Here is a 17,930-nt window from a genome sequence, read left to right on the forward strand (position 1 = left end):
CCACAGCGCCGCCGGACCGCAGCCAACGCGCCCGGTACCCGGCCACACGCCGGGGCCGCGCCGCGCCCGGGAACGCGATCCGGGCCTCCCGACCGCTCGTCCGCGATCATGCGTGCGCATCTTCCGAACGAGCGCACAGTGCCCCCGATCCTGCTCCCTGCGCGGTTGCGGCGCACGCCGCCCCGACGTGGACAACCCCTCGTTCACCTCCCGTTCACCAACGGGGGTGATTGCGGTCACCTCGCGTCCCTACAGTCGCTCCCGGGTCGGCACCGGCCCAGGGACCGCAGTGGTCCCACTGCATTCCATTCCCGAAGGGACCCCTGTGAACATCAAGCGAATCGGTTCGATCGCAGCAATCGCGATCGCCGGCGCAGTCGTGCTCTCCTCGTGCGCGGCGAACGAGGACGCGGGCAGCACCGAGTCCTCCTCCACCAGCGGTAACGACTACTCGAGCCTCTCCGGCACCCTGACCGGCTCCGGCTCCTCGGCACAGCAGACCGCGCAGGCCACCTGGGCCGCCGGTTTCCAGAACGAGGCCTCGGGCGTCACGGTCAACTACACCCCGGACGGCTCGGGCGCCGGCCGCGAGAACTTCATGTCAGGTGCCGCGGACTTCGCCGGCTCCGACGCCGCGCTCAAGGACGAGGAGCTCTCGGGCACCTTCGAGTCCTGCAAGGCGGACACCAAGGGCATCGACATCCCCGTCTACATCTCCCCGATCGCGATCGCGTACAAGGTCGACGGCGTCAGTGACCTGACCCTCGACGCGAAGACCATCGCGGGCATCTTCTCGGGCAAGATCACCAAGTGGGACGACTCGCAGATCGCCGACCTGAACAAGGACGCGAAGCTGCCGGACGCCGACATCACGGTCGTGCACCGCTCGGACGACTCGGGCACCACGCAGAACTTCTCGGAGTACGTCTCCGCGAACGCCGCTGACGTCTGGACCGAAGAGCCCAGCCAGACCTTCCCGTACTCGGTCGGTGACAGCGCGAAGGGCACCTCCGGTGTCGCCTCCGCGATGGGCAGCGCCACCAACGCCATCACCTACATCGACGACTCCGGTGCGGGCGACCTCGACCGCGCGAAGCTGATGGTCGGCGACAAGGCGACCGAGCTCTCGGCCGAGGGTGCCGCGCAGGTCGTCGCCGACTCCGAGATCGCGACCGGCCGCGAGGACAACGACCTCGCGATCGACATCGACCGCAAGGACACCGCTGACGGCGCCTGGCCGCTGGTCCTCGTCTCCTACGCCATCGCGTGCCAGGAGTACAAGGAGGCCGACAAGGCCGAGCTCGTGAAGGGCTACCTCGACTACGTCGTCTCGAGCGCCGCTCAGGACGCCGCTGCGAAGGAGGCCAAGTCGGCCGCCCTCTCCTCCGACCTCGCGTCGAAGGCCAAGGACGCGGTCGCGTCCATCAAGTAAGGCCCCCTGAGCGCCCGGACGCCGGTCCCACCCACCTGACCGGCGTCCGGGCACTCAGCCGTCCAGGACCCCACACGGACGGCCCCCGTCCAGGAACCCACCCGGACGCGCCCCCGTCCAGGACCCCACACGGACGGGCCCCCGTCCAGGCCCACGGCCCGGACACCGCACCACCACCACCCCCAGAACCCGTCGCCTCCCCCGGCGTTCCTCCGACAGGAGTACCCCATGACGACCGCACCGGCCCAGCCAGGGGCCACCGTCACCCCGATCAAGCCGAAGGCCGTCGTCCGTGTCGGCGACCGCGTCTTCTCCGCCGCCTCGGTCATCGCCGGCGGCCTCATCCTCTTCGTGCTCGTGCTCGTCGCCGCGTTCCTCGTCTGGCAGAGCATCCCGGCCTTCTCCGCCAAGGTCGGAGAGCTGCCGGGCAAGGCCACGAACTTCTGGGACTTCGTCGGCCCCCTGGTCTTCGGCACCGTCTGGTCCGCGCTCATCGCGCTCGTGATCGCCGTGCCGCTGTCCCTCGGGATCGCCCTCTTCATCTCGCACTTCGCGCCGCGTCGACTCGCGCCGGTCCTCGGCTACGTGATCGACCTGCTGGCCGCGGTGCCGTCGGTCGTCTACGGCCTCTGGGGCATCGCCGTGCTGGCGCCCCTGGTGAAGCCGTTCTACGTGTTCCTCAACGAGTACCTCGGCTGGTTCCCGCTGTTCTCCGGCCAGGTGTCCGGCACCGGCCGCACGATCCTGACGGCGTCGATCGTCCTCGCCGTCATGGCTATCCCGATCATGACCGCGGTCATGCGTGAGATCTTCCTGCAGGCCCCGACCCTCAACGAGGAAGCGGCCCTGGCCCTCGGCGCGACCCGCTGGGAGATGATCCGCCTGTCGGTCCTGCCGTTCGCGAAGTCCGGCATCGTCTCCGCGATCATGCTCGGCCTCGGTCGCGCACTCGGCGAGACGATGGCGATCGCGCTGGTGCTGTCGGTCTCGACGAACGTCACGTTCCAGATGCTGACGTCGCAGAACCCCTCGACGATCGCCGCGAACATCGCCCTGCAGTTCGCCGAGGCCTCGGGCACGGCACTCAACGCGCTCATCGCGTCGGGTCTGATCCTCTTCGTCATCACCCTGGTCATCAACATGCTCGCGCGGTACATCGTCCGCAGCCGAGTCAGCTGAGAGGTCGCACCCGATGTCCCTCGCGCTCCGTCAGACCGGCACCGCCGGCAACGTCTACGCCAACGGCAAGCTGCACGCCTCCGTCCCGTGGCTGCTGCTGGTCGGCAGCTGGGTCGCCCTCGTCCTGGTCTTCGCCCTGCTCAACGCGGGTGGCGCCGTCGAGGACTTCAACGTCGTCGCCGCGATCTTCCTCGGCACGGTCCTGTTCGACGTCCTCATCGTCGTCATCTCGCGCATCGTCGAGGGCGGCCGCAAGGCGGTCGACCGCCTGGTCACCTCGCTCGTCATCACGGCGTTCGTCATCGCGGTCCTGCCGCTGGTGTCGTTGCTCTGGACGGTCATCGCCAAGGGCATCGCCCGCTTCGACGCGAACTTCTTCTCGTACTCGATGCGCGGGGTCATCTCCGAGGGTGGCGGCGCTGTCCACGCCCTCATCGGCACGCTCGAGATCACGCTGTTCGCGGCGCTCATCTCGGTGCCGATCGGCCTGCTCACCTCGATCTACCTGGTCGAGTACGGTCGCGGCGCACTGGCGAAGGGCATCACGTTCTTCGTCGACGTCATGACGGGCATCCCGTCGATCGTCGCGGGCCTGTTCGCCTACGCGCTCTTCGCGCTGTTCCTCGGCCCGGGTGCCCGCTTCGGCCTGGTCGGCTCCGTCGCCCTGTCGGTGCTGATGATCCCGATCGTCGTGCGCTCCACCGAAGAGGTGCTGAAGATCGTCCCGATGGAACTCCGCGAGGCCTCGTACGCCCTCGGTGTGCCGAAGTACCTCACGATCCTCAAGGTGGTGCTCCCCACCAGCCTCGCCGGCATCACCACCGGCGTCATGCTCTCGATCGCCCGCGTCATCGGTGAGACCGCCCCGCTGCTCGTCACGGCCGGCTTCACCGCGAGCATGAACTACAACCTGTTCCGTGACCCGATGATGACCCTGCCGGTGTACGCGTACACGCAGTACTCGCAGCAGGGCGCCAACCCGGTGCCGTTCGTCGACCGGGCCTGGACCGCGGCCCTCGTGCTCATCCTGATCGTGATGCTGCTCAACCTGCTCGCCCGGTTCATCACCCGCCTCTTCGCCCCCAAGCTCAGCCGCTGACCCTCCGCCCCCCGCGGAACCAGCGACACCACCCACCCAGAAGGATCAACGTGTCCAAGCGCATCGAGGTCGACGGCCTCAACGTCTACTACTCGAAGTTCAAGGCGGTCGAGGGCGTCGACATCACCATCGAGCCCCGCACCGTCACGGCCTTCATCGGCCCGTCGGGCTGCGGCAAGTCCACCTTCCTCCGCACCCTGAATCGCATGCACGAGGTCATCCCCGGCGCATGGGTCGAGGGCTCGGTCAAGATCGACGGCGACGACCTGTACGGCGCCGGCGTCGACCCCGTGCTCGTCCGTCGTCAGGTCGGCATGGTCTTCCAGCGTCCGAACCCGTTCCCCACGATGTCGATCCGCGACAACGTGCTCGCGGGCGTGAAGCTCAACAACAAGCGCGTCTCCCGCTCCGAGGCCGACGACATCGTCGAGCGCTCGCTGCAGGGCGCGAACCTGTGGAACGAGGTCAAGGACCGCCTCGACAAGCCCGGCATGGGCCTGTCCGGTGGGCAGCAGCAGCGTCTCTGCATCGCCCGCGCGATCGCGGTGGAGCCGGACGTGCTCCTGATGGACGAGCCCTGCTCGGCCCTCGACCCGATCTCGACCCTCGCCATCGAGGACCTGATCGAGGAGCTCAAGAAGGAGTTCACGATCGTGATCGTGACCCACAACATGCAGCAGGCGTCGCGTGTCAGCGACAAGACGGCGTTCTTCAACATCGCCGGTACCGGCGCTCCCGGCAAGCTCATCGAGTTCGACGACACCGCGACGATGTTCTCGAACCCGTCCGTGCAGGCCACCGAGGACTACGTCTCGGGCCGCTTCGGTTGATCGGCATCCGTCCGTCGCGCTGACGGACTGCCTGGAGGCCCGGTGCACGTCCGCCACGGACGCGCACCGGGCCTTCGTGGTTGCGCCCGGCCCCGTGCACGCGTGTCGCGACCGGACACCCGTCGATCGACTCGTGGAACGACGAAAGGTGCCTGCGCATCGACTGCACAGGCACCTTCCGGAAGTGGGTCAGGCGGTGGTGGTGGGCACCGCCATGATCGGCGAGGTGGTCGGCTGCTCGGAACCGCCCTCGGGCTCGACCGTCATGCCGATCGTCGCGCCCTCGGACATCGAGCCCTGCAGCACGGCGGAGTGCACACCGTCGGCCACACCGTCGACCAGGCCGGCCGACTTGATCGTGCCGCCCTGCTCCTCGGAGCCGATGTACCAGAGCTCGTACGTCTTGCCCTTCGGCGCCTGCTCGACGCCGTCGAGGATCACCGCGGACTTGCCGAGGTCGTTCGACCACACCACCGTCGCCGAACCCCCGCCCGCGACCTTGGTCGTGGTGCGCTGGAAGTCCGAGGCGGCGTAGATGCGGTCGAGGCCGCTCGAGGCCTGCGTGGTGCCGGTGCCGGAGCCGTTCGGGTCGAAGATCGATCCGACGCCGAGTCCGCCGAAGAAGACCGCGGCGACAGCAGCGGCGGCCGTCAGCATGACTGCAGGACGCTGGAACCAGCGGCGGCGAGCTTCGGACGACGCCCGGCCACCGGCGGTGGGGCCGTCGGCGATCGAGGCGACGTGCCTGGCGGGCTCGGGACGGGCCTCCTGGACGGAGGTGGTCTCGGCGACCGGGGTCTGGTCGACCGTCGTGTCGGCGAGGGGTGCGGCCTGGGGGGTCGTGGCGATCTGGGCCAGCAGCGACGCCTTGAGCGACGCGGGGGGCTCGATCGGTGCGACGGCGTAGGCGAGCTGCAGCGCGGTCTCGCGCAGCGAGTCGTTCTCGGCCTGCAGCTCGGGAGACGTCCGGAGGGCGTCCTCGAGGAGCGCGCGCTCGTCGTCGGACAGCGCGTCGAGGGCGTGGGAACCCGTCATCAGTGCGGGGTCGTCGTGGCGTTCGGTCATGAGGTCACCCCCATCTCGTCTCGGAGTCGGATCATCCCGTCACGGAGACGGGTCTTGACGGTGCCGATGGGGACACCGAGGTGTTCGGCCATCTCGCTGTGCGAGTAGCCGCCGTAGTACGCGAGTTGCACGGCCTGCCGCTGGAACTCGGTGAGCTTCGCCAGCGCTCGGCCGACGCGCTCGTGCTCGATGCGGATCTCGACGGACTCGGAGACCTGGTCGAAACCGGCCTCGAGGTCGCGGATGCCGATCTTGGTGTCGCGGTCGTGCGACGACTGCGAGGCACGGACCCGGTCGACCGCCCGGCGATGAGCCATGGTGAGGACCCAGCTGGCGGCGGTGCCGCGCTTCCGGTCGAAGCGGGTGGCCTGCTGCCAGACCTCCAGGAAGACCTCCTGCGTGACCTCTTCCGACTGCGCGCGGTCCCGGAGGAGGCGCGTGATCAGACCGAGGACCCGACCGGAGAGTGCGTCGTAGAGGTCCGCGAAGGCGGCTTGGTCACCGGCGGCGACCCGGGCGAGGAGGTCGTCCGGCGATGCCTGAGCTGGCTCTGACGAGCTCCAGCGTTCGGGGTCGCTATCCACGAGGGCAAGCATTGCAGGTTTCCCTCCTCTCGGTTGCTTTCGTTGACCAGGCGGGTAGCGCGAAGCCTCCGCATGGGCGGTCGAGACGAGGGGCCGGCGTGACCCACAGGGAATTGACCGGCGGTGCCGGTCCGGGTCACACCGGGCCTCTCGCTTCGTGACGGGCATTCCGTCCGTCACGCAGATGATTCGGCGCGGTCCCCGCTGTGGATTGGATGGGGGTCGGGATTTCTCGGCGGGACGGGCGCGGCGTGCCTTCGCAGGGGTGCGCGCTGGCACGCCCGGGGCCGGTTCTGTCCACCATGAGTGAACAGGGTCGAGTGATCAGCCAGCGTCTCGTAGACTTGACCTCGCCGGGCCGCAGCAAGCCCCGGGCTCCAAAATTCGCCGCTTCGAGCGGCCTCGCGCCGAGAGGCGCTTCTGCGGCCCGGTCTTTCCATGCCCGGGTGCGTTCCGGTCTTCTGCTGTGCGGCCCTGGCCTGGTGCGTCATCGCGCTGCTGTGCGGCCCTGGCCTGGAGGCCCGGTGCGGGTCCGTCCCGCAGCGCGCTCAGTCCAGGCTGTCGCGGCGCCAGAGCGCCGCCGCCTCGGTCAGATCGGCCGCCAGCTCCGTCAGGCGGAGCGCCCGCGTCGTGAGTTCGCTCGCGCGCTCGGACGCGACCAGGTCCGACTCGTCCGCCACGGCGGTCGCGCCGGCAGCGGTCAGACGGCAGAACGACGCCCCGCGGTCGAGCGCCACCGCGAGGTCGCCGGTGTACAGGCCGTGCAGGATGCGGTCGGCGAGCGTCAGGATCTCGGCCGGGCCCGTCGGTTCCTCGGCGCCCGCGACCGCCTGGTCGATCGTGCCGATCTGCGCGGTGCCCCGCTCGAACAGGTACGCGATCTCCTCCGGGTTCTGCCGGATGACGATGCGCACCAGGTACACCCGCCAGAGCGCCCCCGGCAGGGTGTGCGCCCCGACCCGTGCCCACAGCTCCGCGATGGCGTCGATGCCGTGCACGTCGGTGTAGGTGACGAGCCGCTCGACCACGGCGGGGTCCGGGTCCTCGCGCACCCGGTGCAGCAGGGCGTTCGCGGTCTCGTGCGCGACACGGTTCACCAGCGCCGGGTCCTCACCGCCCTGGATGGCGGCGAACTCGGCGTCGGTGAAGTGGACGGGACGGTGGTGATCGCGAGGCACCGCAGCAGTGTAGGCGCGGCCGGTGACACGCCCGCGTCCCGTTCGCCCAGAACGCAACGGCTGCGCCACGCGTACCGTGTTGCGGCAGGGAGGCGCTCCTCCCTGCACGTGAAGGAGAGGATCATCCATGAACGCCCTGCTCATCATCCTGGCTGTGATCGCAGTCATCCTGCTGTTCGTCGGCGGGTTCGCCGCGAGCCTGAAGTTCCTGCTCTGGGTGGGCATCGTGCTGCTGGTCATCGCGGTCATCGCGTGGCTGCTGCGCTCGCTCACCGGACGTCGGGGCTGACCCGGACCGACGGTTCCGCTCCTTCAGGCCCTCACCCGCTAGCCTTGCGGGTGAGGGCCTCTAGCTCAGTTGGTAGAGCACCGGACTTTTAATCCGAGGGTCGTGGGTTCGAGCCCCACGGGGCCCACACCCTCCTGAACCCCGGCGTGTCAGGCAGACGCCCCACCGGCGGCGATGCGGATGGCGGTGGACAGGATGGCCCCGGCGGTGGTGCCGGTCGCGACCGTCGGGTGGACGCCGTCGGCGTCAGCCGCACCGGACGCGTAGGTGCCGTCGAGGCGCCGGACCGGGAACCAGGGGTCGACGAGCAGCCACCCCCGATCGGTGGTGAACCGGGCGAGGTCGCGGTTGTGGGCGAACCCGCCGGCGGCACGGTCGATGTGGTCGGCGCCGTGGTCGGTGAGGTTGGACGGTGCGACCTGCCCGATGACGACGTGGTCGGCGCCGACGACCTCGACGATCGCGGCGATGTTGTCGCGGATGGTCGACCGACCCACGCCGAGGCGGATGTCGTTGGTCCCCACCATGACGACGAGGACGTCAGCGTCAACGGTGGCCACGGCGTTCCGCACCGCCGCCGACGTCGCGCCGCTGATGCCGACACCGCTGACGAGCCGCAGATCGGTCCCGGTCAGGAACCTGGTCCAGGAGAACGAGTTCTCGGGGTTCGTGATGCTGTCGCCGGCATAGGTGACGGTCGTCACGGGAGCTCCCAGGGTCGGTTTCGGTCGCGGGTGTCCAGCCAACCACGCCCAGTACAGCGCTCCGCGTGCCGCCAGTGGTGTTCGCGGACACTCCTCACCGGTCAGCCGCGGTGCGGATCGGGCCGCGTAGAATCCCGGCCGTGGCCCGACGAACCGACGGCGGATGGCCGGACGGTCCCCGTTCGCTGCTGCTCAGACGACGACGCCGGAGGCGACGCCTGTTACCGGCTGTCGCCCTCGGCGCGATGAGCCTCGGCGTCGCCGGGTTCCTCGTCATGCTCCCGGCGGTGTCCGACGCGTGCCAGCCGGAGCCGGGAGCACCGACCGTGTCGGCGAGCGAGGCGGCGTCGGCGATCGCCACCGGCTCGGACGTGCTCATCGTCGGCGACTCGTACACGGCCGGGCGTGGCTCGTACGACGGCATGCACGGTTGGGCGCAGGACCTCGTCGCGGAACGCGGCTGGGACGCCACCATCGACGGCGTGCCCGGGAGCGGCTACGTGAACACCGGGAGGTCGCACTCCTCCGCACGGACCTACATCGCGCGGATCGAGCGGCATGCGTCCCTCGACCCCGAGCTGGTCATCGTGCAGGGCAGCCAGAACGACTGGCTCGTCGATGCCACGACCCTCGAGACCCGCGTCGAGCAGACCCTGCGGACCGCGGAGCGACAGTGGCCGGACGCGGTCGTGGTCGCGATCGGCCCCTCGGCACCGCAGCCCCGCGCGAAGACCACCGTCGCCATCTCGGCGGCGGTCGCCGCCGGCGCACGAGACGCCCGGGTGCCGTTCATCGACGCGATCGACCGGCAGTGGTTCACGTCGAGCAACAGTGCGAGCTACGCGGCGGGCGACGGGCAGCACCTCAACGACGACGGGTACCGCTACCTGGCCGACAGGATCGACGGGGCGCTCGAAGAACTCACCAGGGCCGCGCCGAGCGAACGCTGCTCCTGACGACGTGACCGGGCACCGTGGGCGGCGGCACCGGGGTACAAGTCGTCCCCAGCCGGCTCATGGCGGATCCCCTGCACAGCCCAGCCCGCCCTCAGCGGATTGTTGGCATACCGCCGATAGTGTCGTTCCCGGATCCGATCGACGGATCCTGCAACACCGCACCACCACGAACGAACGGGGTACACCGTGATCGAGCCCATCGACGCCACGCAGACCAGCACCACCGGTGACGCGCGCCGCATCGTCGAGCTCGCAGCAGCGACCAACACGACGATGAGCAACGAGCTCCTGCTCGACACGCTCCGCCGCAACGCCCAGGTCACTACTCGCCACATCCGCAAGGACTTCATCGAGGTCGCGACGGCCACCGCTGTGCTCGGCTACGTCTGCCGGCAGCGCAAGGACTTCATCGCGCTCCGTGGCGATGATCCGGCGTGGGCGCACGAGGTCGGCCGCTACGCGACCGAGTCCCTCGCGGTCGAGGCGCTCCGGATGCGCCGCGGCTGACGCCCGGCTTCCGACACACACGCAGAAGGCCCCGCCGGACACCCGGCGGGGCCTTCGTCGTGTCAGCGGTGCGAGCCGACCGGAGTCCTCAGGACCAGACGCGGCGGATCCCCCACGAACCGGTCCAGGTCTCGTCCGGCTCGAGCCAGCGCAGACCCTCGCCCGAGTTCAGGGCGTTCGCGGGCGCCGTCATCGGTTCGACCGCGACGGCCAGGCCCTTCCCGTCGCCCCGCGGGTACTCGCGCGACGTGAAGACCTGCACGTAGGGGAACGAGGCGTCCTGCCAGAGCTCGACCCCGTCACCCTCGGGCCCGTGCATCGTCGTGCGGCGGATCCCCTCGGCGTCTGGGGTGACGTCCTTGTACGCGGTGTCGAGGTCCGAGTCCCCGGCACGCCGCCCCTGGCGCAGGTCGTACGGCGTGCCCTCGACCGGCACCGAACCGTTCGGCACCTTCTGCTCGTCGACCGTGAACGCGGTCGCGGCGTCGAGCGTGACGACCAGGTCGTCGGCGGGGGTGTCACCGGCACGCAGGTAGGGGTGCGCGCCGACCGCGAAGGGTGCGCGGACACCCGAACGGTTCGTGACCTCGTGCGTGACGCGGATGCCGTCGTCGACGAGTTCGTGCAGCACGCGCGTCTCGAGGGTGAAGGGCCACCCGTGCTGCGGGTGGATCGTCGCCGCTTGCTGGATCGACGTCTCGGTCTGCGAGACCACCCGGTACGGAGCGAACCGGAGCAGTCCGTGCGACGCGTTGCCGTACTTCGGCTCCGAGACGTCGAGCTGCTGCCGCTTGCCGTCGAGCTCCCACGCAGCGCCGGCGACGCGGTTCGGCCAGGGTGCGAGGACGATACCGTTCGCGCCCGGCGGCTGCTCGGTCACGGGGAACGGCTCGGTGATGTCGAAGCCGGCGACGCGGAGTTCGCGGATGCCCGCGGCGACCTCGGTGACCACGGCTTCGACGACCCCGTCGGGTCCGGCGTGGTGGAGGCGGTACTGGCCACCCGTGGGTGCTGCGGTCATGGGGCGTTCTTCCTTCCGGCTGGTTCGGTGCGACGCTCGCCGTCGGCGACGATCACCTGGGCCCCGGCCGCCCGGATCGCGGCGACCGCGGCGGCATCGGCCTCGGCGGTGACGACGACGTCAATGTCCTCGAGCGCGCGGACGACCCCGATGTGGGCCCGGCCGAACTTCGACCCGTCCGCGACCACGACCGTACGCCGGGCCGTCGCCGCGAGCATCCGCTTTGCTTCGGTCTCGGGCAGGTTCACGTTCGTCAGCCCGTGGTCGACGTCGAGTCCGGTGCCGCCGAGGAAGACGAGGTCGGCGGCGATCATCGGCAGGACCGCGCCGTTGAAGGGGGCGACGAGTGAGTGCTGCAGGGGCCGGAGGGTGCCGCCGGTGACGATCACGGTGAAGCGCGGGACAGCTCGCTCGAGCGCGAGCGCCGTGGTGAGGGAGTTCGTGACGACGGTGACGCCGGTGAGTTCGGTGCGCGCCACGAGGGCCTCGGCGACGGCGGCCGGCGTGGTGCCGACGTCGAGGACGACGCACTCCCCCGGGCGCACCAGCGCGGCGGCCGCACGGCCGATGGCCGCCTTGGCCACCTGGTGCTCGACGGCGGTCTCCTCGAAGGGGCGCTCGGTGGACCCGGCCCCGAGGCGGACGGCGCCCCCGTGCACCCGGCGGATCCGGGCCTCCTGGTCGAGGACGGCGAGGTCCTGGCGGACGGTCACCTCGCTGGTGCCGAGGGACGCGGCCAACGCGGCCGTCCGGACCATGCCCGGGGCGCCGTCGACGATCGCGACGATGCGGTCCTGCCGCAGGGGCGCGGGCAGCGCGCCGGCGAGGAACGAGAGGTCGGCGTCCGTCATGTGGACAGTTTCGCTTGCTTCCGATGTCTTTCGCAACGCTTCAGTCGAGCGCTAGGCTGTCCCGGTGATCACCAAGCGCGTGACGAAGCTCGCGGACGGCCGCGACCTCTTCTACTTCGACGACGCCGACTCGACGCTGCCAGCAGAACGCAGCATCGACGGGCGCGTGCTCGACCCGCGGCCCGAGACGGCGCGGATGCGGCAGGACGTCCTGACGGGCGAGTGGGTGTCGATCGCGGCGTCCCGGCAGAACCGGGTGTTCCTGCCGCCGGCCGACCAGGACCCGCTCGCACCCCAGAGCCCGGCCAACCCGTCCGAGATCCCGAGCCGCTACGACGTCGCGGTGTTCGAGAACCGTTCGCCGTCGTTCGGCCCGCTGCTCGAAGCCGACGACGCTCCCGAGTCGCTCGAGTCCCTGAGCGACGTCGGCCTGAACCGCCAGCTCCGCTCGGTCGGCCGGTGCGAGGTCGTGTGCTTCTCACCCGAGACCTCAGGGTCCTTCGCCTCCATCTCCGAGTCGCGCGCCCGCACCGTCGTCGAGGCCTGGGCCGACCGCACCGCTGCACTCTCCGCGATGCCGGGCATCCAGCAGGTGTTCCCCTTCGAGAACCGGGGCGAGGCGATCGGCGTCACGCTGCACCACCCGCACGGGCAGATCTACTCGTACCCGTACATCACCCCGCGCACGCAGCGACTGCTCGCGAGCATCGAACGGTTCGGCCCGGACCTGTTCGAGCAGCACCTCGCGAACGAGCGGGGTTCCGAGCGGGTCGTCCTCGCTGGCGAGCACTTCACCGCCTTCGTCCCGTTCGCCGCGCGCTGGCCGATCGAGATCCACATGCTGCCGCACCGCCACGTCCCCGACTTCGCCGGCCTGACCGACGCCGAGAAGGACGAGCTCGCGCACATGCACCTCCGGCTCACCCGCGGGCTCGACGCGCTCTACGGCGACCCGACGCCGTACATCGCCGCGTGGCACCAGGCACCGGTGCACACCGCCCGCGACACCGTGCGGCTGATGCTGCAGATCACCTCGCCGCGACGTGCGGCGGACAAGTTGAAGTTCCTGGCCGGCAGCGAAGCCGCCATGGGCGCCTGGATCGGGGACCTCGTGCCCGAGAAGGCGGCCGAGTTCATCCGACAGGGAGTCGAGCGCGCATGACGTTCCAGCAGGTCTACGGGTACGAGCCGACGGTGCGGTACTCCGCCCCGGGTCGCGTCAACCTGATCGGTGAGCACACCGACTACAACGACGGCTACGTGCTGCCCTTCGCGATCGACCGTCGCACCACCGCCTCCATCGCGCAGCGCGACGACCGGACGATCCGCGTCGCCTCCGCCTTCGACGCCATGAGCGAGCCGGTGGCGCTGTCCCTCGACGACCTGTCGCCCGAGGCCATGGACGGCTGGTCGGCCTACGTCTTCGGCATCGCCTGGGCCCTGCACGAGCAGGCCGGTGCCGATCTGAGCGACAAGACCGGGTTCGACGTCTTCATCGAGTCCGACGTACCGGTCGGTGCGGGCCTGTCGTCGAGTGCCGCGATCGAGTGCGGTGTCGCGCTGGCGTTCAACGACCTGTGGGAACTCGGCCTCGACCGGAAGACCCTGGCGCGCGTCGGGCAGTACTCCGAGAACCACGCTGTCGGTGCCCCCACCGGGATCATGGACCAGTCCGCCTCGCTGCTCGGCGAGCAGGACGCCGTCGTGTTCCTCGACTGCCGCACGCTCGACACCGCTGTCGTCGACCTCGCGCTCGAGGCGAACGGGCTCGAGGTCCTGGTGATCGACACCCGTGTCGAGCACGCCCATGCGACCGGTGGATACGCGGCTCGTCGGGCCTCGTGCGAGAAGGGTGCGCAGGTGCTCGGTGTCGAGGCCCTTCGTGACGTCGGCGTCGACGACCTACCCCGCGCGCAGGAGCTCCTGGACGACGAGACCTTCCGCCGCGTTCGGCACATCGTGACCGAGGACCAGCGTGTCCTCGACACCGTCCGCACCTTGCGCGAACAGGGCCCACGGGCGATCGGTTCGCTGCTCGTCGCGTCGCACGAGTCGATGCGCGACGACTTCGAGATCTCCGTGCCGGAGCTCGACCTGGCCGTCGCGACGGCTGTCGGGCACGGTGCCGTCGGTGCCCGCATGACCGGGGGCGGATTCGGCGGTGCGGCGATCGCGCTCGTCGACCAGGAGTCCCGCGGTGCGATCACCGCGGCCGTCATCGATGCCTTCGCCGAGGCCGGGTACCGCGAGCCGAACGTGTTCACGGTGCACGCCGCGCAGGGCGCCCGGCGCGACTGACGGCCCTCGGCCGCTCGACGTTTCGCGCTCAGCGACAGTTCACGCGGCGATCAGCCCGTGGACTGTCGCTCGGCGCGAAAGAACGGCAGCGCCCGCCGCGCGCCCGCCTACTCAGCCGGAGTAGTCCGCGTACCCGACGCGCTCGACGACGTTTCCGAGTACGAACGGGTGCGTCCGACCGTGTTCCACGGCCCACTCCACCCACGCGGTCTGTGCCGGCATGAGCAGCCACACCAGGGCGGTCGTCCCGAGCACGGCGGCCAGGGTCAAGCCCATCACGGTGTGCTCGTCGAACCGGGCTGCACCTCGCCGGGCGATCGCGACGACGAACCCGACGACCGCGAACCCCACCGTCGCGAGCGTCCATCCGAACCAGGGGCCCGACGTGAACGTGTACTCCTGGCCGGCGTGCACGAAGGTCGTCGCCCAGCTCGAACCCGGTGCCTGGAACAGCACGCAGATCGCCACGATGACGATCAGCCACCGGGCGTCCTTGGTCAGTTGCGACGGCTCGGACCGGGCTCGCATCACCGGCGTTGTCTGCAGTCGTTCATCCCCCATGCCGCGACCGTAGCACCGGCGGAGTGCGCTTCGTGTGCAGCAATGGTCGGGTGCGACGACGGCACCCGACCATTGCTGCACACCATCAGCACGCGACCAGCACGCGAGCGCAGGCAGCGCGCGACCCCGCGCGCTACGACAGCTGGCGCTCGGCGGCCTCGACGACGTTCTTCATGAGCATCGCGCGGGTCATCGGGCCGACGCCACCGGGGGTCGGCGACAGGAAGCCCGCGACCGACGCGACCGCGGGGTCGACGTCGCCGTGCAGCTTCGCCTTGCCGGTCTCCTCGTTGACCACGCGGGTGATCCCCACGTCGATGACGGCGGCACCGGGCTGCACCCAGTCGGGCTTGACGAGCCCGGCGACCCCCGCAGCGGCGACGATGATGTCGGCACGACGGCACTCCGCGGCGACGTCGGCGGTCAGCGAGTGCGTCAGGGTCGCGGTCGCCTCGAGCCGCGTGAGCAGCAGACCGAGCGGCCGCCCGACGGTCAGCCCCTGGCCGATGATCGTGACGTGCGCACCACGGATCGGGATCTCGTACGCGTCGAGCATCGCGACGATGCCCCGGGGGGTGCACGGCAGCGGTGCGTCGATCGTGCCGGCGCCACCGGGCACGGCGAGCACCAGCTCGCCGAGGTTCGTCGGGTGCAGGCCGTCGGCGTCCTTCGCCGGGTCCATCAGCTCGAGCATCGGCGTCGGGTCGATGCCCTGCGGCAGCGGGAGCTGCACGATGAACGCGGTGACCCGGGGGTCGTCGTTCATCTGCAGGATCGCGGCCCGGATGTCGGCAGCGGACGCCGTCTCCGGCAGGTCGATGCGGTGCGAGTCGAGCCCGATCGACGCCGAGTCGCGGTGCTTGCCCGCGACGTAGGACATCGAGCCGGGGTTCGAGCCGACCATGATCGTGCCGAGCCCAGGACGGATGCCGTGCTCGTGCAGGCGGTCGATCCGGCCCCGGAGTTCGTCGAGCGTCCGGGCGGCGAGGGCGGTGCCGTCGATGCGGACGGCACTGCCCTCACCGGCCCAGGGCTCGCGCGGGAGCGCCGCGCTGACCGAACCGCTCACGCGTAGAGCGGGAACGCGTCGGTCAGGACCTTCACCCGGGCCGAGAGCGCTGCGACGTCCGGGTTCGGCATGAGGGTCAGCGCGATGATGTCGGCCACCTCGGTGAACTCGGCGTCGCCGAAGCCGCGGGTCGCCAGCGCCGAGGTGCCGATGCGGACACCCGAGGTGACCATCGGCGGGCGCGGGTCGAACGGCACGGAGTTGCGGTTCACGGTGATGCCGACCTCGTGCAGCAGGTCTTCGGCCTGCTTGCCGTCGACCTCGGACGCGCGCAGGTCGACGAGCACCAGGTGCACGTCGGTGCCGCCGGTGAGCACGTCGATGCCCACGGCCTTGGCGTCGTCAGCGGTCAGGCGGGCGGCGAGGGCCTGGGCGCCACGGATCGTGCGCTCCTGACGGTCCTTGAACTCCGGGGTGCCGGCGAGCAGGAACGCGGTGGCCTTCGCGGCGATCACGTGCATGAGCGGGCCGCCCTGCTGGCCCGGGAAGACCGCGGAGTTCAGCTTCTTGAACAGGGTCTCGTCGTTCGACAGGATGATGCCCGAGCGGGGGCCGCCCAGGGTCTTGTGCACCGTCGACGAGACGACGTGGGCGTGCGGGACCGGGGACGGGTGCAGACCGGCGGCGACGAGGCCGGCGAAGTGCGCCATGTCGACCCAGAGCTTCGCGCCGACCTCGTCCGCGATCTCGCGGAACTTCGCGAAGTCGAGCTGGCGCGGGTAGGCGGACCAACCGGCGATCAGGACCTTCGGCTGGTGCTCGATGGCCTTGGCGCGGATGTCGTCGTAGTCGACCTCGAACGTCTCGGGGTCGACGCCGTACGCCACGGCGTTGTAGATGCGGCCGGAGAAGTTGAGCTTCATGCCGTGGGTCAGGTGCCCGCCGTGTGCGAGCTCGAGGCCGAGGATGGTGTCGCCGGCCGAGGCGATGGCGTGCAGGACGGCCGCGTTCGCCGTCGCGCCGGAATGCGGCTGCACGTTCGCGTACTCGGCACCGAAGAGCGCCTTGGCACGGTCGATGGCGAGCTGCTCGGCGACGTCGACGTACTCGCAGCCGCCGTAGTAGCGCTTGCCCGGGTAGCCCTCGGCGTACTTGTTGGTGAGCACGGAGCCCTGCGACTCGAGCACGGCGCGCGGCACGAAGTTCTCGGACGCGATCATCTCGAGGGTGTCCCGCTGGCGGCCGAGCTCCTGCTGCAGGACGGCGGCGATCTCGGGGTCGACCTCGGTGAGCGGGGCGTTGAACGCGGCGCGGGCGGCGGCCTGCTCGGCCACCTCGGCCGAGTCGGAGACGAACGGGGGCAGATCGGCAATGGACACGGGACTCCTACGGTGTGCGGACGACCAGCTGGTCGCACTCGGACGGTCGGTCGGTGCAGCCCAGGCGTACGGCCGCGCACCGTGTCTTTGTCGCTCCCCGATGGTGACCCATCCAACGCCAGTCGCGACCTGACGATCGTACCGAGCGACCCCGCCCTGTGTCACCCTGGAGGCATGACGCTGCTCTCGCCCGACGTGGACGAACGGACCACCACGGACGAACGGACCAGTGCGCGGGCGGACACCCCCTGGGTCGCGGTGGTGTGGGACGACCCGGTGAACCTGATGTCGTACGTCACCTACGTCTTCCAGCGGCACTTCGGGTTCTCGCGCGAGCAGGCCGAGCGGCTCATGCACCAGGTGAACGACGACGGTCGGGCGATCGTGGCAACGGGCCCGCGTGAGTCGATGGAAGCCCACGTGCAGTCCATGCACGGCTACGGGCTGCAGGCGACCGTCGACAAGGCCCCCGAAGCGTGATCCCGTTCGTCCGCCGCGCCGACGGCGTCCACCTCGGCCTGTCCTCCGGCGAGCGCGACCTGCTCGCCTCGCTCACCGAGCAGCTGCGGCAGGTGCTCCGTGGAGACCTGTCCACCGACCCGATCAGCGAGCGGATGTTCCCGGACGCCTACCCGGGTGACGACGAGGCGAGCGCGGAGTTCCGGAAGTACACGCAGTCCGATCTGCTCACGCAGAAGACGACGAACGCCTCGATCGTGCACGACTGGCTGACGGGCACCCGCGACGGTTCGCTCGACGCCGAGGACGAGCAGGCGTGGCTCCGCACCCTCACCGACCTACGGCTGACGATCGCCGACCGGCTGGGCATCGAGGACGCCGACGACGAGGAGCGCTCGGTCGAGGCCGACGCGGGCGTCGGCCTGCGCGACGTCTACGACTGGCTCGGCTACGTGCAGGAGCACCTGGTCGTCACGCTCACGTCGCACTGACGGCCCACGGCCTGGAGGCCCGGATCACCTTCCGCGCG

General features: G+C 70.3%; 20 protein-coding genes, 1 tRNA gene and 1 riboswitch. Of the genes, 12 read left to right on the plus strand and 9 right to left on the minus strand.

Annotated elements, in window-relative coordinates; all coding sequences use genetic code 11:
- Nucleotides 1–325 precede the first annotated feature (325 nt).
- The 4 genes from DEJ30_RS12285 (at nt 326) to pstB (ending at nt 4,540) form a co-directional block, all read left to right on the plus strand.
- The gene (locus DEJ30_RS12285) at nt 326–1,432 is read left to right on the plus strand and encodes a phosphate ABC transporter substrate-binding protein PstS (protein ID WP_110861809.1); all 1,107 of its coding nucleotides are present in this window, start codon (nt 326–328) and stop codon (nt 1,430–1,432) included.
- Nucleotides 1,433–1,660: 228 nt separating this feature from the next.
- Nucleotides 1,661–2,611 (plus strand): phosphate ABC transporter permease subunit PstC, encoded by a 951-nt coding sequence (gene pstC / locus DEJ30_RS12290; protein ID WP_110861811.1) that lies wholly within the window; start codon nt 1,661–1,663, stop codon nt 2,609–2,611.
- 13 nt (nt 2,612–2,624) lie between these two features.
- On the plus strand, nt 2,625–3,710 hold the full coding sequence (gene pstA, locus DEJ30_RS12295) for a phosphate ABC transporter permease PstA (RefSeq protein ID WP_110861813.1): 1,086 nt from the start codon (nt 2,625–2,627) through the stop codon (nt 3,708–3,710).
- Between the two features lie 50 nt (nt 3,711–3,760).
- A complete protein-coding gene (pstB, locus tag DEJ30_RS12300; RefSeq protein ID WP_027466631.1) occupies nt 3,761–4,540 on the plus strand; it encodes a phosphate ABC transporter ATP-binding protein PstB in 780 nt (259 codons plus the stop codon).
- Nucleotides 4,541–4,729: 189 nt separating this feature from the next.
- Here the strand turns inward: pstB and DEJ30_RS12305 are convergent, their stop codons facing one another.
- The 3 genes from DEJ30_RS12305 to DEJ30_RS12315 all read right to left on the minus strand — a co-directional run bounded on the left by DEJ30_RS12305 (nt 4,730) and on the right by DEJ30_RS12315 (nt 7,367).
- Complete coding sequence (locus DEJ30_RS12305; protein ID WP_110861815.1) at nt 4,730–5,605, minus strand: anti-sigma factor domain-containing protein; 876 nt, start codon at nt 5,603–5,605, stop codon at nt 4,730–4,732.
- On the minus strand, nt 5,602–6,201 hold the full coding sequence (gene sigK / locus DEJ30_RS12310; RefSeq protein WP_110861817.1) for an ECF RNA polymerase sigma factor SigK: 600 nt from the start codon (nt 6,199–6,201) through the stop codon (nt 5,602–5,604). The genes DEJ30_RS12305 and sigK overlap by 4 nt, the downstream gene beginning before the upstream one ends.
- Nucleotides 6,202–6,737: 536 nt before the next feature.
- Complete coding sequence (locus DEJ30_RS12315) at nt 6,738–7,367, minus strand: hypothetical protein (protein ID WP_027466634.1); 630 nt, start codon at nt 7,365–7,367, stop codon at nt 6,738–6,740.
- 127 nt (nt 7,368–7,494) lie between these two features.
- On the opposite strand from DEJ30_RS12315, the gene DEJ30_RS17890 reads away from it, so the two are divergent.
- A complete protein-coding gene (locus tag DEJ30_RS17890) occupies nt 7,495–7,656 on the plus strand; it encodes a DUF2207 domain-containing protein (protein WP_138801981.1) in 162 nt (53 codons plus the stop codon).
- A 54-nt stretch (nt 7,657–7,710) separates the two neighbouring features.
- Nucleotides 7,711–7,783, plus strand: a tRNA-Lys gene (locus DEJ30_RS12320).
- 22 nt (nt 7,784–7,805) lie between these two features.
- Here DEJ30_RS12320 and DEJ30_RS12325 read toward each other — a convergent pair.
- Nucleotides 7,806–8,360: an SGNH/GDSL hydrolase family protein gene (locus DEJ30_RS12325; RefSeq protein ID WP_181420129.1), complete on the minus strand. Its 555-nt coding sequence runs from the start codon at nt 8,358–8,360 to the stop codon at nt 7,806–7,808.
- 245 nt (nt 8,361–8,605) lie between these two features.
- Here DEJ30_RS12325 and DEJ30_RS12330 point away from each other — a divergent pair, with 245 nt between their 5' ends.
- Nucleotides 8,606–9,316: an SGNH/GDSL hydrolase family protein gene (locus DEJ30_RS12330; RefSeq protein WP_110861821.1), complete on the plus strand. Its 711-nt coding sequence runs from the start codon at nt 8,606–8,608 to the stop codon at nt 9,314–9,316.
- Between the two features lie 186 nt (nt 9,317–9,502).
- The gene (locus DEJ30_RS12335; protein ID WP_110861823.1) at nt 9,503–9,823 is read left to right on the plus strand and encodes a hypothetical protein; all 321 of its coding nucleotides are present in this window, start codon (nt 9,503–9,505) and stop codon (nt 9,821–9,823) included.
- 88 nt (nt 9,824–9,911) lie between these two features.
- Here DEJ30_RS12335 and DEJ30_RS12340 read toward each other — a convergent pair whose 3' ends face one another.
- Nucleotides 9,912–10,844 carry an aldose 1-epimerase family protein gene (locus DEJ30_RS12340; RefSeq protein ID WP_110861825.1) on the minus strand — a complete coding sequence of 311 codons (933 nt, stop codon included), beginning with the start codon at nt 10,842–10,844 and terminating at the stop codon, nt 9,912–9,914.
- A complete protein-coding gene (locus DEJ30_RS12345; RefSeq protein ID WP_110861827.1) occupies nt 10,841–11,695 on the minus strand; it encodes a DeoR/GlpR family DNA-binding transcription regulator in 855 nt (284 codons plus the stop codon). The genes DEJ30_RS12340 and DEJ30_RS12345 overlap by 4 nt, the downstream gene beginning before the upstream one ends.
- Before the next feature lie 64 nt (nt 11,696–11,759).
- Here DEJ30_RS12345 and galT point away from each other — a divergent pair, with 64 nt between their 5' ends.
- Both galT and galK read left to right on the plus strand, forming a co-directional pair.
- Nucleotides 11,760–12,857: a galactose-1-phosphate uridylyltransferase gene (gene galT / locus DEJ30_RS12350; RefSeq protein WP_110861830.1), complete on the plus strand. Its 1,098-nt coding sequence runs from the start codon at nt 11,760–11,762 to the stop codon at nt 12,855–12,857.
- The gene (galK, locus tag DEJ30_RS12355) at nt 12,854–13,993 is read left to right on the plus strand and encodes a galactokinase (RefSeq protein ID WP_110861833.1); all 1,140 of its coding nucleotides are present in this window, start codon (nt 12,854–12,856) and stop codon (nt 13,991–13,993) included. The genes galT and galK overlap by 4 nt, the downstream gene beginning before the upstream one ends.
- A gap of 111 nt (nt 13,994–14,104) precedes the next feature.
- On the opposite strand, the gene DEJ30_RS12360 is transcribed toward galK, so the two are convergent.
- The 3 genes from DEJ30_RS12360 to glyA all read right to left on the minus strand — a co-directional run bounded on the left by DEJ30_RS12360 (nt 14,105) and on the right by glyA (nt 16,897).
- Nucleotides 14,105–14,554 (minus strand): hypothetical protein, encoded by a 450-nt coding sequence (locus DEJ30_RS12360; protein WP_146238584.1) that lies wholly within the window; start codon nt 14,552–14,554, stop codon nt 14,105–14,107.
- A gap of 133 nt (nt 14,555–14,687) precedes the next feature.
- Nucleotides 14,688–15,623, minus strand: coding sequence for a tetrahydrofolate dehydrogenase/cyclohydrolase catalytic domain-containing protein (locus DEJ30_RS12365; protein ID WP_110861837.1), 936 nt, complete (start codon nt 15,621–15,623; stop codon nt 14,688–14,690).
- The gene (gene glyA, locus DEJ30_RS12370; RefSeq protein ID WP_110861883.1) at nt 15,620–16,897 is read right to left on the minus strand and encodes a serine hydroxymethyltransferase; all 1,278 of its coding nucleotides are present in this window, start codon (nt 16,895–16,897) and stop codon (nt 15,620–15,622) included. Before glyA ends, DEJ30_RS12365 begins: the two co-directional genes overlap by 4 nt.
- Nucleotides 16,898–16,993: 96 nt before the next feature.
- A riboswitch (ZMP/ZTP riboswitch) is annotated at nt 16,994–17,078 on the minus strand.
- A 38-nt stretch (nt 17,079–17,116) separates the two neighbouring features.
- On the opposite strand from glyA, the gene clpS reads away from it, so the two are divergent.
- Nucleotides 17,117–17,422: an ATP-dependent Clp protease adapter ClpS gene (gene clpS / locus DEJ30_RS12375; protein WP_110861839.1), complete on the plus strand. Its 306-nt coding sequence runs from the start codon at nt 17,117–17,119 to the stop codon at nt 17,420–17,422.
- A complete protein-coding gene (locus DEJ30_RS12380; protein WP_110861841.1) occupies nt 17,419–17,892 on the plus strand; it encodes a DUF2017 family protein in 474 nt (157 codons plus the stop codon). The genes clpS and DEJ30_RS12380 overlap by 4 nt, the downstream gene beginning before the upstream one ends.
- Nucleotides 17,893–17,930 lie beyond the last annotated feature (38 nt).

The organism is Curtobacterium sp. MCPF17_003 (genome assembly GCF_003224385.1).
In the GTDB taxonomy this organism is placed as follows: Bacteria; Actinomycetota; Actinomycetes; order Actinomycetales; family Microbacteriaceae; genus Curtobacterium; species Curtobacterium flaccumfaciens.

Excerpts from the sequence above, each read along its gene's own strand:
- pstC (WP_110861811.1), top strand. The coding sequence starts at position 1,661 with ATGACGACCGCACCGGCCCAGCCAGGGGCCACCGTCACCCCGATCAAG.
- pstA (WP_110861813.1), top strand. The coding sequence starts at position 2,625 with ATGTCCCTCGCGCTCCGTCAGACCGGCACCGCCGGCAACGTCTACGCC.
- DEJ30_RS12305 (WP_110861815.1), bottom strand. The coding sequence starts at position 5,605 with ATGACCGAACGCCACGACGACCCCGCACTGATGACGGGTTCCCACGCC.
- sigK (WP_110861817.1), bottom strand. The coding sequence starts at position 6,201 with ATGCTTGCCCTCGTGGATAGCGACCCCGAACGCTGGAGCTCGTCAGAG.
- DEJ30_RS17890 (WP_138801981.1), top strand. The coding sequence starts at position 7,495 with ATGAACGCCCTGCTCATCATCCTGGCTGTGATCGCAGTCATCCTGCTG.
- DEJ30_RS12330 (WP_110861821.1), top strand. The coding sequence starts at position 8,606 with ATGAGCCTCGGCGTCGCCGGGTTCCTCGTCATGCTCCCGGCGGTGTCC.
- DEJ30_RS12340 (WP_110861825.1), bottom strand. The coding sequence starts at position 10,844 with ATGACCGCAGCACCCACGGGTGGCCAGTACCGCCTCCACCACGCCGGA.
- DEJ30_RS12345 (WP_110861827.1), bottom strand. The coding sequence starts at position 11,695 with ATGACGGACGCCGACCTCTCGTTCCTCGCCGGCGCGCTGCCCGCGCCC.
- galK (WP_110861833.1), top strand. The coding sequence starts at position 12,854 with ATGACGTTCCAGCAGGTCTACGGGTACGAGCCGACGGTGCGGTACTCC.
- DEJ30_RS12360 (WP_146238584.1), bottom strand. The coding sequence starts at position 14,554 with ATGGGGGATGAACGACTGCAGACAACGCCGGTGATGCGAGCCCGGTCC.
- clpS (WP_110861839.1), top strand. The coding sequence starts at position 17,117 with ATGACGCTGCTCTCGCCCGACGTGGACGAACGGACCACCACGGACGAA.